Here is a 17,441-nt window from a genome sequence, read left to right as displayed (position 1 = left end):
CAGAGCGTCATAACCAGAGAACGGACGGTTACGACGCAGAGCGTCATAACCAGAGAACGGACGGTTACGACGCAGAGCGTCATAACCAGAGAATGGACGGTTACGACGCAGAGCGTCATAACCAGAGAATGGACGGTTACGACGCAGAGCGTCCAAGGCGTCTGGTTACGACGCGGAGCGTCGTAACCAGACAGTCCCGGTTCAGGTAGCCTTGTAGACCAGCCGCCCCGCCACCACGGTATGGGTCACCCGCCCGGCGAACTCCCAGCCCAGGAACGGCGTGTTGCGTCCGCGGCTGACCATCGCCGACTCGCGCAGCCGCCAGCGCGCCGCGGGATCGAAGATGCACAGATCCGCCGGCGCTCCCGGGGCGAGGCGCCCCACCGGCAGCCCGAGCACCTCCGCCGGCTCCCAGCTCAACCGCGCCACCGCCTGGGAGAGGGTCAGCACCCCCTCCTCCACCAGCCGCAGGGCCAGCGGCAGCAGCGTCTCCAGGGCGGAGATGCCCGGCTCGGTGAGCGGGAAGGGGAGCAGCTTGGCGTCGGGCTGGTGCGGCTGGTGGTCGGAGCAGAGCACACCAACCGCGCCGCGGGCCAATGCCTCGCGCAGCCCCTGGCGGTCGCCTCGGGTGCGCAGCGGCGGGGTCACGTGGCAGTTGGCATCGAACCCCTCCAGCGCCTCGTCGGTGAGGAAGAGCTGGTGGGCGGCCACGTCGGCGCTCACCGGCAGCCCCTCCTCCCGCGCCCGCTCCACCATCCGCGCCGCCCGCGCGCTGGAGAGGCGGCCGAAGTGGGCGCGCACCCCGGTCTGTTCGATCAGCGCCAGGTCGCGGGCCACCGCCGCGGTCTCCGCCGCCTCGGGGATGGCGGTCAGCCCCATGCGCGAAGCGACCGCCCCCTGATGGGCGCAGCCGCCGCCGGCCAGCGACGGCTCCTCGGGATCGAGGAACAGGGTCAGCCCCTGGCTGGCGGCGTACTCCATGGCGCGCATCAGCACCTGCGGGTTGGCCAGCGGCCGGCGGGCGTTGCCGATGCCGACGCAGCCCGCCTCGCGCAGGGTGGCCATCTCCGCCAGGTGCTCGCCGGCGAGCCCCTGGGTCAGCGCGCCGAGGGTCACCACCCGGGCGGCACCGGCCTGCTCGGCGCGACGGCGGATCAGCTCCACCACCGCCGGCTCGTCGATCACCGGCCAGGTGTCGGGGGGAATGCACACGGTGGTGATGCCGGCGGCCACCGCCGCGCGGCTCTCACTGACGATGTCCGCCTTCTCCATCTGGCCCGGTTCGCGCAGCCGCGCCGCCAGGTCCACCACCCCGGGGATCACCACCCGGCCGCCGGCGTCGATCTCGCGGTCGGCGACGAACCCCTCCGGGGCCGCGCCGAGGGCCACCACCTTCTCCTCGACGATGTAGAGGTCCTGGACCCCGTCCACCCCCTGGGCCGGGTCGACGATGCGCCCGCCATGAATCCGGATACGCATTACTCGCCCTCCCGCAGGCTGGAGGCCTGATTGCCCAGCACCATCGACATCACCGCCATGCGCACCGCGATGCCGTAGGTGACCTGCTGGAGGATCACCGAACGCTCGCCGTCGGCCACCTCGGAGTCGATCTCCACCCCGCGGTTGATCGGCCCGGGGTGCATCACGATGGCGTGGTCGGCGGCCCGCGCCAGGCGCTTCTCGGTGAGCCCGTAGAGGTGGAAGTACTCCTGCTCGCTGGGCAGCAGGGCGCCGGCCATGCGCTCCTTCTGCAGCCGCAGCATGATCACCACGTCGACCTCGCGCAGCCCCTCGTCCATGTCGTGGAACACCCGCACCCCGAGGGACTCGGGTTGCGGCGGCAGCAGGGTCTTCGGCGCCACCACCCGCACCTCCTCCGCGCCCAGGATGTTGAGGGCATGGATCTGCGAGCGGGCGACGCGGGAGTGCTTGATGTCACCGACGATCACCACCTTCAACCCCTCGACCCGCCCCAGCTTGCGGCGGATGGTGAACATGTCGAGCATCGCCTGGGTGGGGTGGGCGTGGCGGCCGTCGCCGGCGTTGACCACGCAGACGTGGGGGGCGACGTGGCGGGCGACGAAGTGGGCGGCGCCGCTGGCGTTGTGGCGCACCACGAACATGTCCGACTGCATCGCCTCCAGGTTGTGCAGGGTATCGAGCAGGCTCTCCCCCTTGGAGGTGGCGGAGGTGGCGATGTTGAAGTTGAGGACGTCCGCCGAGAGCCTTTTCGCCGCCAGCTCGAAGGTGGTGCGGGTGCGGGTGGAGCTCTCGAAGAAGAGGTTGACGATGGTCTTGCCGCGGGCCAGCGGCACCTTCTTCACCTGCTGGGCGTGGACCCCGGCGAAGGACTCGGCGGTGTCGAGGATCTGGGTCAGCAGCTCCTTCGGCAGCCCCTCCACGGTGAGGAAGTGGCGCAGCTTGCCGTCGGCGTTGACCTGGAGGGCGTAGTGGGGGTTCATGGGCTCTCGTCGGCGCGCGGGGTAGATGGATCGTTATTCAGGGGGCCCGCTGGATCACCAGGGTCAGGTCGTCGGCGTCGGTGAGCTTGATGTGCTCGTGGGGCATGAGGTCGAGCTGCATGCCGGAGACGTCCGCCTCCACCGGCAGCTCGCGGCCGTTGCGGTTGACCAGCACCGCGAGGGTCACCGAGGCGGGGCGGCCGTAGTCGAACAGCTCGTTGAGGGCGGCGCGGATGGTGCGCCCGGTGTAGAGGACGTCGTCCACCAGCACGATGTGGCGCCCCTCGATCTCGAACGGCAGGTTGGAGGGGCGCACGTCGGGGTGCATGCCGATGCGGGTGAAGTCGTCCCGATAGAAGGAGATGTCGAGACTGCCGAGGGCGTCGGCCAGCCCCAGTCGACGATGCAACCGCTCCGCCACCCACACCCCGCCGGTATGGATGCCGACCATCGCCGCATCCTCGATGCCCCGCTCGGCGAGATGCACCTTCAGGTTCTCGGCCATGGCGGCGATCAGCCGCTCCACCGCTTGCGCTCCAATCACACCGCACGCTCCCGCTGGTCGAACCAACTCTGCAAAATGATCTGTGCCGCCTCCCGGTCCACCGTTCCCGCCTGCTCGGCGCGGTGCCAGTCGCGGACCCGCCCGGCGAGCCGCTCGCGCGCCTCCACCGAACTCAACCGCTCGTCGACGAAGGCCACCGGACGGTGGAACCGCCCCTCCAGCCGGCGGCCGAAGTTGCGCGCCGCCCGGGTCAGCTCCTGTTCGCTGCCGTCCATGTTGAGCGGCAGCCCCACCACCACCAGCACCGGCCGCCACTCCGCCAGCAGCCGCTCGATCCCCGCCCAGTCGGTCTTGCCGTTGACCGCCTTGAGGGTGGTCAGCGGCGCCGCGGTGGCGGTCACCCCCTGGCCGACCGCCACGCCGATGCGCTTCAGGCCGAAATCGAAGCCGAGCACGGTGCCACTGGCGGGATCAACCGTCATGAGTTCGTCGCTGTTCTGCATCCCGGAAGAAGATCCAACCGCAGATTAACGCAGATTGGCGCAGATATTTGCTTTGTTGAATCTGCGGTTCGTCCGATCTGTGATTGGGATACAGGACCCTCACGGGATCAGGCGTGTCCCGCCTCGCCGGAGAGCAGATTGAGGTCGACGCCGAGCAGCGCGGCGGCCGCCTCCCAGCGCCGCTCGTGGGCCATCTGGAAGAGGATGCCGGGATCGGCCGGGCCGCTCAGCCAGGCGTTCTGCACCATCTCCTGCTCCAGCTGGCCGGCCCCCCAGCCGGCGTAGCCCAGGGCGATCAGCACGTCCTTCGGCCCCTCGCCCAGGGCGATGGCGGCGAGAATGTCCTTGGAGGTGGTCAGCGCGATCTCCTCGGCGATCGGCAGGGTGGAGTCCCAGCGTCCCGGCGGACGGTGGATGACGAAACCACGATCCTGCTGCACCGGCCCGCCGGTATAGATCGGCAGGTCGGCCCGCGCCCCGCGGGCGTCGATCCCCATGTGCTCGAAGATCTCCCCCAGATGGAGTTCGGTCGGGCGATTGATGACGATGCCCATCGCCCCGTCGTCGTTGTGCTCGCAGATGTAGGTGACCGTGTGATGGAAATTGGGGTCGGCCAGCTGCGGCATGGCGATCAGGAAGTGGTTGGTGAGGGAGGTGGAGGCGTTCATGGAGCGATAGTATCCGAACTCGCGACAACAGCCGCAAGGGGCGATCGAGCAAACCGCCGGCCGGGGCATCCAGGGATTCATTCCTGGATGCCCCGGCCGGCGGTTTGCTCGATAAAGAACGCGCGTTTGACGGTTCCGCCCGCTGCCGCGCGGGTGGAACGTCGCCGGCTACGGGAGCCGATGGAGTTCGGTGAGGGTGAACAGATCCCCCATCGGCAGCATTTGCGGCACGGGGAAGGGAGCGCCACCACTCCCCCGCCGCGGCGTATCAATCCAGATAGATGGCGCTGCAGACGATGTACGCCTTGCCGTCGGAGCCGGTGACCCGCTGATAGTAGGCGCGCTTGGGATGGATCCCCTCGGCGTCCGGCTTGCTGTAGTGGTAGTCCTCCCAACCCTTCCCCGCCTTCTTCGCGCCGGCGAGGATGTCATCGCGGTAGAACTTGCCGTCGGCATCGGCTACTCCCTTCATGTTGCGTCCCACCAAGTCGTGGCGGTAGTGGGCGACGATGGTCAATTGCATGTCGTAGACGAAGACGTAGCGGGTCGGATCTTGCGGGTCGCGGTAGGGGGCTTGGCCGGCATTGATCGCGGCGAGGGTCGCCGCGGCGTCCTCGGCCAACGCGGCGGCGGTGCGCTCCAGCAGGGCGATGGCGTGGGTGGCGGCCTCGCTGGAGGCCTGGGCGTCGGCCAAATCGGGGGCGGAATCGGCGGCGCGGGCGGCGGGCGCAAGCGCCGCCAACCAAGTGGCGAGCAGCAGGATGAAGAGGCGGGCGTGGGAATGGTGAATGGACATCACGTTTCTCCGGGTGGTTGGGGGGATTCGGGCGGGAGGTCGCCGCGCAGCCGGGCGGCCAGCTCGGCGACGTGCTCCGGGTTGAAGATGGTACCGTGATGGCCGGCCACCCGGCACACCTCCAGCCCGGCACCGAGCAGCCGGCACCACGGACCGAACAACACCCGCTCCCAACGGGCGACGCCGGAGGAGACGATCAGGGTGGCGGGACCGGCGTAGGGCTGCGGGCGCAGGCTGCGCTGCGCACACACCTGGGCGCTGAGGCCGGGGTCGCTGAACAGCGAGCCGAGGGTGCGGCCGTTCATCGTCACCTCCTGGAAGCGCAGGGTGCGCACCAGCCACGCCGACAGCCGCCACGGCAGGGCGCGGCGCATCAACCAGTGGGGGTAGACGGTATCGAGCAGCACCAGGCGGCGGATCGCCACGCCGCGGGCGGCGAGGACGCGGGCGGTCTCCAGGGCGGTGATGCCGCCCACCGAGAAGCCGGCGAGCAGCGGCGGCGGATCGTCACGCTCCAGGGTGCGCTCCTGGATCAGGTCGGCGTAGCGCTCGGCCAGTTCGCCGAGGGTGCGGAAGGGGACGCCGCTCGCCGCCAGCGGCGGTTGCAGCATGTGCAGGGTGTAGGTGCCGGCCAGGGCTTTGGCCAGCGGCGCCAGGCGTAGGGCATCGCCATGGCCGGAGGCGGCCAGATAGAGCGGGGTCTCGCCGTAGCCCCCTTCCTCGCCGAGGGTCACCAGCAGGGAGCCGGCCCCCATCCGCCCGGCGAGCGCCGCGGCCAGCTCGGCCACCGTCGGGTGTTCGGTGAGCAACGACAGCGGGTTGCGCCGGCCGCTCAGGGCATCGACGGCGGAGAGCAGGGTGACCGCCGCCAGGGAGTCGCCGCCCCGTTCGAAGAAGTTGTCGTGGATACCGATGGAGGTGCGCCCCAGCACCTCCTGCCACAATTCGACCAGACGCCCTTCCAGACCGTTGCGCGGGCGGCCTCCACCGCCGTTCACCACGCCCTCCACCGGCTCGGGCAGGGCGCTGTAGTCGATCTTGCCGCTCACCCTCTCCGGCAACCGCGGCAGCGCGGTGATCCCGCGCGGCAGCATGTAGTCGGGGAGGCGTCGGCGCAGGGCGCGCTGGAGCGCCTCGGCGGTGGGCGCGGCGCCCGGCTGCGTCGCGACCCAGGCGTGCAGCGCCCGCCGCCCCTCGCGTCCCACCAACTTGACCGCCGCGGCGCGCACCCCGGGCTCGGCGGCGAGCGCCGCCTCGATCTCGCCGGGCTCGATGCGGTAGCCGCGCAGTTTCACCTGGCGGTCGACCCGGCCGAGGAAGTGGAGGTTGCCGTCGGCCCCCCAGTAGCCGCGATCGCCGGTGCGGTAGATACGCCCGCCCGGCACGAACGGATCGGCGCGGAACGCCTCGGCGTCGAGGTCGGGTCGGCCGAGGTAGCCGCGGGCGAGGCCGCCGCCACCGATGTAGATCTCGCCCGCCTCGCCGGTAGGGCGCGGCTGCATGGCGTCGTCGAGCACGTAGATGCGGCTGTCGTCCACCGGACGACCGACCGGCAGCACCTCGCCCTCGGCCAGCGTCTCGCAGGCCCAGGCGGTGGCGAAGATGGTCGCCTCGGTGGGGCCGTAGACGTTGTAGAGGCGGCCACCGGTGCGGCGGGTGAAGCGCTCGGCCACTGCCGGGGGGAGCACCTCGCCGCCGCAGCAGGCGACCCGCAGGCGCAACCCGTCGAGCCCCTCGGCGGCGGCGAGGAAGCGCGCCAGCGTCGAGGGCACGAAGGCGATGAAGGTGACGCCGAAGGCGGCGGCGAAGCGCGCCAGCCGCTCCGCCGGCAGCCGGCCGGGCGGCGGCAGGGCGACGCTGGCACCGTGGCTGAGCGGCAGCAGCAGCTCGATCAGCGCCGGATCGAAGATGAGCTGGGTCGACTGGCCGGCACGGTCACGGGGGCTGATGGCGTAGTTGCGGGCGAGCCAGGCCAGCCGCCGGGCGAGGGCGCCGTGCTCCACCATCACCCCCTTGGGGCGGCCACTGGAGCCGGAGGTGAAGAGGACGTAGGCCAGTTCACCGGCGGTGGGCGGGGCGTCCGGATTCCCGTCCGGCAAGGAGGCATCGAGCAGCGGACTGTCGGCTGCATCGAGGGCAAGCAGCGGCACGTCGAGGGCGGCGAGCCGCTCCAGCAGGTGGGACTGGGTGAGCAGCAGCGGTGTATCGCTCTGGCGGACGATATCGGCGAGCCGCTCCAGCGGCGCGTCGGGGTCGAGGGGAAGGAAGGCGCACCCCGCCTTGGCCACCGCGAGGATCGCCGCGACCACCTGCGGCGAGCGCTCCATGACCAGGGCGACGACCTCCTCGCGCCCCACGCCGAGCTCGCGGAGGCGGTGGGCGAGGCGGTTGGCGCGGCGGTTCAGTTCACCGTACTCCAGCCGGCCGGCCTCCCACAGCAGGGCGTCGGCGTCGGGGCGTAGCGCCGCCTGGTGCTCGAAGGCGGCGATGAAGGGTGTCGGGTCGTCGTGGTGCGGCACCTCGGCGTGGATGCCGTCGATCAGCTCGCGCCGCTCCTCGGCGGGCAGGGGGTCGGCGGCGGCGAGCGGTGCGCCGGCGTCCGCGGCCAACGCCTCCACCAGGTGGTGCAGACGTCGCGCGAGCAGCGCCGGCTCGCCCTCGGCGAAGCAGTCGGCGGCACCCTCCAACACCAGCTCCACCGGCTGCTCCGGGTGGAACTCGCAGACGGTCAGCGCCAGCGGGTAGCGGGCGACACCGGTGAAGAGCTGGCGCGCCTCCGTCAACACCGCCTCCCCGAAACGGACCGCGTAGTCCTGGCGCTCGAAGGAGAGCAGCACATCGAACAACCGATCGCGGCCGTGGCGGATCAGCTCCAGCTCGCGGCCGAGCGCACTCAACGGATAGCGCGGATGGCGATAGGCCGCACGCAGCGCCGCCGCCACCTCCGCCAGCAGCTCCGCCACCGTGCCCTCCTCCGGCAGGGTCACCTTCAGCGGGAAGACGCCGACGAACATCCCCAGGGTCGCCTTGTAGCGCCGCCCGCCGCGGTTCAGGCTGGGCACGCCGATGACCACCTCGCGGCGGCCGTGGAGGCGGCCGTAATAGAGGGCGAGCGCCGCCAGGAACAGGTGGAAGACGCTCCCCCCCTGCCCTTCGGCGAAACGGCCGAGGCGGTCGTAGAGTTCACGCGCGAGCAGATGGGTATGGAGCCGCGCCTCGGGCAGCGCGCCATCGGCGCGGGCGGCGCGACGCGGCTCGATCAGCGGCTCCGGCGGCACGGGGAGATGCTCACGCCAGAAGGCGGCGTCCTTGGCGTAGGCGGTGGAATCGGCGTAGGCGAGGGACTCCTCGATGAAGCGCAGATAGCCGGGATCGCCGCTCGCCGGCGGCGCCTCCCCCGCCTCCAGGGCGTTGTACAGCTCCGCCCAGCGCTGGAACACCCGCGCGGTGCCCCAGCCGTCCATCACCAGGTGGTGGAAGAGGATCATCACTCCGTGGCGGCGGTCGTCGGCACGCAACAGCTCGACCCGCCAGGGACGACCTTCGCCATCGAGGGAGAGGGGACGCCGGAACGCCGCCTGCCACCACTGCCGGATCGCCGCGGAGGGGTCGTCGACATCGCCGAAGTCGTGGAACTCCAGGGGCTCGCCGACCCGCTCCAGCAACCGCTGCCCGCCTTCCGGCAACGGCACCAGGCGCAGCGCCTCGCTCTCCACCACCAGCAGCCCCAACGCCTGCGCCAACCGCTCGCGGTCCAGCGGGCCGTCGAGGAAACAGCAGCCGCCGATGTTGAGGTGCGCGCTGTCGGGGTAGGCCCGGTAGTCGAGCCACACCTCGCGCTGGCTGAGGGAGAGGGGGTGACTCCCGCTCACGATCCATCTCCGTTGGCGAATGGGCGGACGAGGCGCGCCGAACGAACCATGGAAAAACCCTGCAAGGAGTGGATATGACCCACCGAGGATACCGAAGACGGCCCGCGGTTACGCGCCGGATTCCCCTGAATTGTGATCCGTGCACCTTTCACGGGTCACGCCTTGCCATTCCGCCCCGTGCCTGCATGGAGATGCAAAACTCTCACAGCGTCTATCGAAAAAACGTTCCCGATACCGCACGCTCCCCGAACGAGACGTAGGTCGGCGCTACCGCGCCGACGCGAACGAAAGCAGCGGGCTCATGGCCATGACGATCGTGCCGGACGGGACGTTCCATCCGGACGGCACGGCATAACCGGTGGAAGCGGTGCCTCCGTTTACGTCGGCGCGGTAGCGCCGACCTACGGCCGAATTCAACGCCCCGGCAGGGAGTCCCAGGCAGCGATCTGTACCGCGGCGTAACGGTAACCCACCTCGGCGATCTCCTCGTTGCGCCGGTAGCCGAGCATCGGGAAGCCGGAGACCGGCGGTTGCAGGTAGTGGTCGGCCAGCTCGATCTGCCGCTCGCGGCGGGCGAGGCCGCCGATGTGGCCGGCGCGGGTGAGGAGATCGACGATGCCGGGCAGGCGCTCGGGCGCCTCCACGCCGCGCAGCCGCTGCTTCAGCGCCTGCCACACCGGGATGCGGCTGAGCGAGGGGTCGACGCTCAGCTCCTCGCGCACGTCGACGTCCACCGCGATCAGCGGGCCGCCGCCGATCCGTTCGCGCATCGCCTCCACCGGCACGTTGTCGAGCAGCGCGCCGTCGACCAGCAAATCCCCCCCCTGCACCACCGGCGGCAGGATGCCGGCGGGCGAGTTGCTGGCGAGCACCGCCTGCCACAGCGGCCCCTCGTCGTGGACCCGCATGGCCGCCCGGCTGAGGTTGCAGGAGACGGCGAAGTAGGGGTGCCACATCGCCTCGATGGCGGTCTCGCCGAAGCGCGCGCGCAGGTCGCGCTCCAGCCGCCGGCCGGCGACCAGCGAGACCAGCGGCAGCGCCGGCATCTCGCCGGCGAGGATGAACTTGCGGGTCCAGCGCTGGATCTCGGCGAGCGGCAGGCCGAGGGCGTACTGGGCGGCGATCAGCGCACCCATGCTGTTGCCGCCGATGATGTCCACCGGGATCTGCGCCTCGGCCAGGGCGCGCAGCACGCCGATATGGGCGAAGCCGCGGGCGCCGCCGCCGCCGAGCACCACGCCGACGGCGCGGTCGCTGAGGAAGCGGGCGAGCCGCTCGACGTCCCCCCGCTCGCCCTCGCGCAGCGGGTAGACCCGCTCCAGATCGCGCCCGGCACGCCACCGCCCGGTGGGCGGCGGCGCGCCGCCGGGGGCGTGGTGGATCAGCACCAGGCTCTTGCGCACCACGCCGAAGCCGGGCTCGCCGGCGAGCGCCCGCTCGATCGGCCAGGGGGCGGGATCGGCGCCGGCGTCGGCCACCAGCAGCAGGTGATCGGCCTGGCGCGCCGCCTGACAACTCCACGGCGTGGGTTCCGCCTCCGCTTCGTAAATCAGGTAGTCGTAGCGGTGCTCCAGGTCGCTCAGCCGGCCGATCGCCGCGGCCCCCTCGCCGGCGTGCAGCGCCCGCCCCTCGGCGGGGGTGAGCAGATGGGCGCGACCGGCGGAGGAGAGCGCGTCGCACAGCTCGCGGGCGAAGCGGCCGGCGGCGGGTCCGGCGTGCAGCGGCACCACCGCCAGGGTGCGCGCGCTGTGGCGCAGCGGCCGCACCGCCCCGCGGGCGAACTGGAAGATCACCCGCGCCACCGCCCGGTTGAGGGCCACCGGGTGGCGGGCGAGCAGCCGCTCGAAGGGCTCCCGCGGCAGCCAGGCGAGGGTCGAGTCGCGCACCGCCACCACGTCGGCGGAGCGCGGCTGGCGCAGCACCATGCCCGCCTCGCCGGCCCCCTCGCCGGGGCCGATCTCGGCCAGCCTCTCGGTCACCCCGTCGACCGTACGCGAGGCGCGCAGGCGACCGCTGACCACCATCACCATGCTGTCGGAGGGCTCCCCCTCGCGCAGTACCGGGGCGCCGGCGCGCACCGTGGCCAGCGCCATGGTGGTCTCCAGGTCGCGCAGCAGCGGCGGCTCCAGGTCGCTGAACACCACGCTGTCGCGCAGCGCCTGACTGAGGTAGCGCTGTTCGAGCACCAGCGGGCGCAGGGCCGGCAACCGCTCCAGAGCGGCACCGGCGGTGCAGCAGGCGCGGCGCAGGGAGGCGCCGTCGAGTTGGGCGAGGCGCAGCGGCTCACGGGCGGTCGTCTCGGCGGGCCAGCAGCGCCCCTCCATCAGGGTCGCGGCACCGAGCAGGTCGCCGGGGTGGAGCGGGCGTTCGCCCTCCGCCGCCGCCCCCTCCAGCAGCAGATAGAGATCGGGCTGCGCCGCGCCCGCCTCGGCGATCCGCTCACCCGCCTCGACGTGGACCTCGCGGGCACCGTGCAGCAGGGTCTCCAGGGCGAGGGTGTCGAGGAGCGAGAAGGGAGGGCGTTCCACCAAGCGCTCCAGTTCGTCGACGGAGAGAGGGCCGATGGATTTCATGCGAAGGATCTCTGGTTGCGTCCCGTGCGGCACCGTATAGGGCGGGCCGTGCCCGCCGCGGCCTCTCCGCCGGCACCTCGCCTCGCCACGAGATTCAACGCCGCGGCGGGCACGGCCCGCCCTATGGAAAATCCGGCCTTAGGGCTCGCGGAAGAATAACTTCCTGTTTTGGGGCGTCGAGACGCCCGTCCGGCAAGGCGCGCAAAGGGGCGCATACTCGTTGTATGCAACCCTTTGCGCAACGCCGCCGGGCGGAGCGGATCGGCGTCCCAAAACAGGAAGTTATTCTTTCGCGAGCCCTTAGCCATCTCCGCCTTCATCGCTCGCGAAGCAGCTTACGCAACACCCGCCGGGCACGCAGGGACAACAGGAGGAAACCCACCTGGGCGCGCAGCGTACGCCAGGCCCGTTGCGGATAGAAGCGCCACACCGGCTCCAGCGGCAGCCCCGGCCGGCGCTGATGACGGCGGCGACGGCGGATCAGCCCGCCGACCAGCGGATGGACCCCCTCGTAACGGGGCAGCCCGTAATAGAGCACCCAACTGGCCAGCACCTCCTTCGCCGGCAGCCCATCGTCCAGCGCGCGGCGCAGGGTGCGCTCCAGGTGCTCGTCGCTGTAGAACCAATCCCAGGCATCGCGGTAGAGCTGGAGCCACTCGTCGTGGCCCATCAGCGGATGCCCGCTCACCGGCTGCTCATCGGTATAGCGGTTGAAATCGGGATCGAGCGCGGCGCCGGAGGCTAACAACCTTTGGTGGTCCACCGAACCGGGCAGCGGGGTGAGGATGAAGAACTCCAGGATGTCGATCGCCACGTTTTCCTGGAGGAAGCGGATGTCCTCGGCCACCCGCTCGGGGGTGTCGTGGGGAAAGCCGATGATGAAGGCGCCGTAGATCATCACCCCGGCGCGCCGCCAGGCGGCCGCCATCTCACCCAACTCCGCCCCCTTGTTCTGCTTCTTCGCCGCCGCGCTGAGGTTGTCCTCGCGCACCGTCTCGATACCGATGAAGACCCGCCGGCAGCCGGCGGCGGCGACCTTCTCGACGAAGCGCGGGATGGCGGTGGCGCGGGTATCCACCTGGATGAACAGCTCCGCCGCCAGCCCCTCCTCCTCGCGCAGCCGGATCAGCGCGTCGCAGATCGCCTCCCAGTGGCGGTTGCGGGCGAAGTTGTCGTCCACCACCAGGAAGCGGTGGATGCCCAGCTTGGCCGCGTGGCGCACATACTCCACCGCCGCCTCCGCCGGGCGCTGGCGCGGCTTGCGGCCGTGGACGTTGATCACCGTGCAGAACGAGCAGAGGAAGGGGCAGCCGCGCCCCAGGTCGATGCCGGCAAGGCCATGGAACACCTTGGCCATGGTCTCGGGATCGATCCGCGCGGCCGGCGCCCGCTCCATGTCGACGGTCGGCTGGAGGTGGTCGTAGAGCGGCTTCAGGGTGCCGCGCCAGGCGTCCGCCAGCAGCCCGTCGACCGCCTCCTCCAGCTCGCCGGCGAAGAGCGCAATGCCCGCCTCGCGGGCCGCCGCCAGCCCGTCGCCCCACTGTGGGGTGAGGGCGTGGATACCGCTGACGTGGAAGCCGCCCATGAGGGTCGGGATGCCGGCGGCGACGAACCGGCGCCCCAGATCCACCGCCCGCGGATACTGGCTGGTCTGCACCCCCACCAGCATCACCAGCGCCCGTTCCGCGCCGCCCAGCCAGCGGGCCAGTTCACCCGGCTCGACCACGGTGGCGATCTCGTCGACCACCTTCACCTCCAGCGCCACCCCGGCGCCGAGCACCTGGCGCTCGGCGGCATCGAGCAGGATGCCGTTGATCACCGCCAGCGCCTGGGTCGGCACCAGGGCGCGCCACCACTGCACCACGTAACCCTCCTCGTCGTAGTGGGAGGGTTTGAGGAGGAGGATGCGCAGGGTGGGGCTGGCGGGTGTCACGGGGTGGGGGAGCGATCCGGGGTGAACGGGGTCATTCTCGGGTATCGTGGCGGCTTTCGCCACAGCGGGCGGCGGAGTTGGGGCATTCCCGGTGATATCCTCACGGGATTGGGGCGGATAACTCCCACATCCGTCGGTGCGGAGCGATTTTCGAGCAGGGAATACGAGGGACGATATGGCGCGGGTATTCATCAGCTACAGCCACCGGGACGAGAAGTGGAAAGAGCGAGTGGTTCGCCAGCTCGGTGTGCTGGAAGAGCAGGGCATCGAATTGTGGGAAGACCGCCAGATCATGGCGGGTGACGAATGGGAACAGGAGATCACGCAAGCGCTCGAATGGTGCAACATCGCCCTCCTGCTCGTTTCAGCCCACTCCCTCACCTCCGACTACATCCTGCGCAAGGAGGTCACCGCCCTGCTCGAACGCCGCCGACGCGACGGGGTGCGCCTGATCCCCCTCATCCTCTCCCCCTGCCAGTGGAAACAGCTCCCCTGGCTCTCCCTGTTGCAGGTGCGCCCCACCGACGGCCGCCCCCTCTCCGGCATGAGCGAGCACGACGCCGAACAGGCGCTCAGTGAACTCGCCGGAGAGATCCACAAACTCACCCAACGGGGCCAGCCCACCGCCGCAACCGGCCCGTCCCTCCCCTTGCCCCCCGACGCGGTGGAGATCCACCTCCCCCGCGGCGCCGATCACTTCTTCGGCCGCGAGGTGGAGCTGGCGACCTTGGACGACGCCTGGGAGGCCGCCGACGGCATCACCGTGGTGGAGCTGATCGCCCCCGGCGGGGTGGGCAAGACCTCCCTGGTGGACCGTTGGCTCGGCACCCTGCGCCGGGACAACTGGCGCGGCGCCCGGCGGGTCTACGGCTGGAGCTTCTATAGCCAGGGCACCGGCGAAGATCGACAGGCCTCGGAGGAGCACTTCCTCGACCAAGCGGTGAAGTGGTTCGGCGTCGAGGTGGCGGAAAACGCCGATCCCTGGACCAAGGGCCAGAAGCTCGCCGAAGCGGTGGCCGCCCAACGCACCCTGCTGATCCTCGACGGGGTGGAGCCGTTGCAGTACCCGCCGGGACCGCTCGCCGGCGAGCTGCGCGCCCCCGGCCTGAAGACCCTGCTGGAACACCTCGCCCGCGCCGGCCAGCCCGGCCTCTGCGTGGTCACCAGCCGGGAGCGGCTGGAAGACCTCAACCCCGAGGTGCGCGATGCCGATTGTCCCCACGGCGCGGTGGCGCCCATCGACCTGGGCGAGCTGAGCGAGGCCGACGGCGCCAAGCTGCTCCACGCCCTGGGGGCCAACCGCGCCGGGGCCGCCCCCGTCGAGGCCGGCGACGGGGAGTTGAAGGAGGCGGCCCGCGCGGTCCGCGGCCACGCCCTCACCCTCTCGCTGCTGGGGCGTTATCTCGCCCTCGCCTACGGGGGGGATATCCGCAAACGGGATCAGGTGGACCTCCATGAGGCGGACACCGAAACCACCGACGGCCACGCCTTCAAGGTGATGGCCGCCTACGAGACCTGGTTCGTCCGCGAGGGGGAGAAGCGGGCGCGGGAGCTGGCCGCCCTGCGGCTGCTCGGCTTCTTCGACCGTCCCGCCCACCCGGCGGGGCTGGCGGTGCTGCGCGCCGAACCGGCCATCGCCGGGCTCACCGAACCGCTGGTGGGGCTGAGCCCCGCCCAATGGAACACCACCCTGACCCGGCTGCGCCAGTGCGGCCTGCTCCTCGAAGGCGAAGGGAGCGGCGAGGCGGCGGGCACCCTCGACGCCCACCCCCTGGTGCGGGAGTATCTGGCCCGGAGGCTGGCGAAGGAGCAACCCGCGGCGTGGCGCGAGGGGCACCGGCGGCTCTATGAGCAGCTCAAGGGGAGCGCCCCCCACCACCCCGAGGGGCTCGCCGCCCTCCAGCCCCTCTATCAGGCGGTGGCCCACGGCTGTCTGGCGGGGCTTTATGAGGAGGCGCGGGCCGAGGTCTACCGCGACCGCGTCCTGCGGGGTACGGGATCGGGCGGTTTCTACAGTACCAGACAGCTCGGTGCCTTCGGTGCCGACCTGGGGGCGGTGGCCTGCCTCTTCGAGATGCCCTGGCGGCGACCGGCCCCGGCCCTGAGCGAGGCCGCCCAGGCGTGGCTGCTCAACGAGGCGGCCACCCGCCTGCGCGCCCTGGGCCGGCTGGAGGAGGCCCTGGAGCCCATGGAGGCCGGGGCGGAGAGGTTGGCGAAACAGGAAGCCGCCACCTCCTACGGCAACCTGAGCGAGCTGCAACTGACCCTGGGCCGGATCGATGATGCGGTGGGCGCCGCCGAGCGGTCGGTGGAGCTGGCCGACCGTAGCGGTGACGCCTTCCAGCGCATGGTCAACCGCACCACCCTGGCCGACGCCCTGCACCAGCGGGGGGAGTTCGCCGAGGCGGCCGAGCGCTTCCGGGAGGCCGAGGCGATGCAGGCGGAGTGGCAGCCCGGCTACCCGCTCCTCTACTCGCTTCAGGGTTTCCGCTATTGCGACCGGCTGCTGACCGAGGCCGAGCGGGCGGCCTGGCGCGGGACGGGAGAGGCGGCGCCGATCCGGGCGTGCGAGGCGGTGGCGGAGCGCGGAGCCAAGATGATTGAGTGGCGCCTACCCACCGACTCCATGCTCGACATCGCCCTCGACCACCTCACCCTGGCCCGCTGCGCCCTCTACACCGCCCGCCTCCAGGGCCGCCCCCCCGAGGCCGCCGCGGAGCCCACCGAAGAGGCCGTGACCGGCCTGCGCGCCGCTGGCGACCAAGACATGCTCCCCCACGCCCTCCTCACCCGCGCCCACCTCCGCCACGCCCTCGGCGACCCCGCCGGTGCCGCGGCGGACCTGGCCGAGGCCCGGCGCATCGCCGCCCGCGGCAACATGCGCCTCCATATGGCCGACTACCACCTCCACCACGCCCGCCTCTTCCCCGACCGCCCCGACGCCCGCGACCACCTGCGGCAGGCCCGCGAGCTGATCGAGGCGTGCCAATACCTCCGCCGCCTGCCGGAGCTGGAGGACGCGGAGCGCGCTGCCGGCCTCCCCCGTAGGAGCGGCTCCTAGGCCGCGATGGCGCCCTTTCCGCTAACCCCCGCCGGTGTGATCAGGTAGCGGCACTCCGCACTATCGCGGCCTGGGGGCCGCTCCTACAAAAAGGGGCGGCGGTGCACCAAACGCCCTCCGGCTTCGCCGTTGGCTGTAGGAGCGGCTCCCGGGCCGCGATTGCCTACAGGGATGTAGGTACTTGGCGTGAGCAGGATGCGGAAGCCGGGCGCCTTTTCCGCGAACCTCCGCCGGTGGGATCAAACGGCGGCACTTCGCACTATCGCGGCCTGGGGGCCGCTCCTACAAAGAGGAGGGGTGGCGGTGCACTAAACGCCCTCCGGCTCCGCCGTTGGCTGTAGGAGCGGCTCCCAGGCCGCGATTGCCTACAGGGATGTAGGTACTTGGCGTGAGCAGGATGCGGAAGCCGGGCGCCCTGTCCGCGAACCTCCGCCGGTGGGATCGAACGGTGTCACTCCGCACTATCGCGGCCTGGGGGTCGCTCCTACAGGGGATACATTCACCTTTTGGTGTATCGTTAATGGCATTATCAGCATCCATTCCGGAAAAGGATCTTCCATGGACCACCGCCCGCACGGCCGCAATCTCCGCAAGGGGCGGGTCTCGGAAACGGGGCGGATCTACCTCGTCACCACCATCACCATCGGGCGTCGTCCGCTCTTTGCCGACCTATCGACGGGACGGGAGGTGGTCAAGGCGATGCAGTGTGAGACGAAACGGGCGGAGACCCTCGCCTTCGTGGTGATGCCGGACCATCTCCACTGGCTGCTCCAGCTTCGCGAGCGGGTGACGCTGGAACGGGCAGTGCGCAACGTGAAGGCGTTCAGCGCGCAGAGGATCAACCGGCGGGAGGGGAACGGAGGCCCCGTCTGGCAGCGGGGATTCCATGACCACGCCTTGCGCCGGGAAGAGGAGCTGGTGAAGCTGGCGCGCTACGTCGTCGCCAATCCGTTGCGGGCCGGGTTGGTAACCCGCATCGGCGACTACCCGCTGTGGGATGCGATCTGGCTGTAGGAACGGCTCCCGGGCCGCGATTGCCTACAGGGATGTAGGTACTTGGAGTGAGCA

The 17,441-nt window shown here is 71.0% G+C and carries 11 protein-coding genes; 2 read left to right on the top strand and 9 right to left on the bottom strand.

Annotated features, from left to right (window positions below; genetic code table 11):
• Positions 1-201: 201 nt before the first annotated feature.
• The 9 genes from ACYQ2W_RS11080 to ACYQ2W_RS11040 all read right to left on the bottom strand — a co-directional run bounded on the left by ACYQ2W_RS11080 (position 202) and on the right by ACYQ2W_RS11040 (position 13,312).
• On the bottom strand, positions 202-1,479 hold the full coding sequence (locus tag ACYQ2W_RS11080; protein ID WP_459866473.1) for a dihydroorotase: 1,278 nt from the start codon (positions 1,477-1,479) through the stop codon (positions 202-204).
• Positions 1,479-2,462, bottom strand: coding sequence for an aspartate carbamoyltransferase catalytic subunit (locus ACYQ2W_RS11075; protein ID WP_459866470.1), 984 nt, complete (start codon positions 2,460-2,462; stop codon positions 1,479-1,481). Before ACYQ2W_RS11075 ends, ACYQ2W_RS11080 begins: the two co-directional genes overlap by 1 nt.
• A gap of 37 nt (positions 2,463-2,499) precedes the next feature.
• Positions 2,500-3,003 carry a bifunctional pyr operon transcriptional regulator/uracil phosphoribosyltransferase PyrR gene (gene pyrR, locus ACYQ2W_RS11070; RefSeq protein ID WP_459866494.1) on the bottom strand — a complete coding sequence of 168 codons (504 nt, stop codon included), beginning with the start codon at positions 3,001-3,003 and terminating at the stop codon, positions 2,500-2,502.
• Positions 3,003-3,470, bottom strand: coding sequence for a Holliday junction resolvase RuvX (ruvX, locus tag ACYQ2W_RS11065; protein WP_459866467.1), 468 nt, complete (start codon positions 3,468-3,470; stop codon positions 3,003-3,005). The genes pyrR and ruvX overlap by 1 nt, the downstream gene beginning before the upstream one ends.
• A 107-nt stretch (positions 3,471-3,577) precedes the next feature.
• Positions 3,578-4,138: a YqgE/AlgH family protein gene (locus ACYQ2W_RS11060; protein WP_459866464.1), complete on the bottom strand. Its 561-nt coding sequence runs from the start codon at positions 4,136-4,138 to the stop codon at positions 3,578-3,580.
• Positions 4,139-4,406: 268 nt separating this feature from the next.
• Positions 4,407-4,934: a cache domain-containing protein gene (locus ACYQ2W_RS11055; protein ID WP_459866461.1), complete on the bottom strand. Its 528-nt coding sequence runs from the start codon at positions 4,932-4,934 to the stop codon at positions 4,407-4,409.
• Entirely contained in the window at positions 4,934-8,806 is a 3,873-nt protein-coding gene (locus tag ACYQ2W_RS11050) for a non-ribosomal peptide synthetase (protein WP_459866458.1), read from the bottom strand. The genes ACYQ2W_RS11055 and ACYQ2W_RS11050 overlap by 1 nt, the downstream gene beginning before the upstream one ends.
• 413 nt (positions 8,807-9,219) lie before the next feature.
• On the bottom strand, positions 9,220-11,379 hold the full coding sequence (locus tag ACYQ2W_RS11045; protein ID WP_459866455.1) for a cyclic nucleotide-binding domain-containing protein: 2,160 nt from the start codon (positions 11,377-11,379) through the stop codon (positions 9,220-9,222).
• Positions 11,380-11,695: 316 nt separating this feature from the next.
• Positions 11,696-13,312 carry a B12-binding domain-containing radical SAM protein gene (locus tag ACYQ2W_RS11040; protein ID WP_459866452.1) on the bottom strand — a complete coding sequence of 539 codons (1,617 nt, stop codon included), beginning with the start codon at positions 13,310-13,312 and terminating at the stop codon, positions 11,696-11,698.
• Positions 13,313-13,487: 175 nt separating this feature from the next.
• Here ACYQ2W_RS11040 and ACYQ2W_RS11035 point away from each other — a divergent pair, with 175 nt between their 5' ends.
• Entirely contained in the window at positions 13,488-16,373 is a 2,886-nt protein-coding gene (locus ACYQ2W_RS11035; protein ID WP_459866449.1) for a TIR domain-containing protein, read from the top strand.
• A 558-nt stretch (positions 16,374-16,931) separates the two neighbouring features.
• Complete coding sequence (locus ACYQ2W_RS11030; protein ID WP_459866446.1) at positions 16,932-17,387, top strand: REP-associated tyrosine transposase; 456 nt, start codon at positions 16,932-16,934, stop codon at positions 17,385-17,387.
• The last annotated feature ends 54 nt before the right edge of the window (positions 17,388-17,441 follow it).

The organism is Endothiovibrio diazotrophicus, assembly GCF_054657215.1.
Note: the sequence above shows the minus strand (reverse complement) of the source record. Positions and strands in the feature narration are given on the sequence as shown.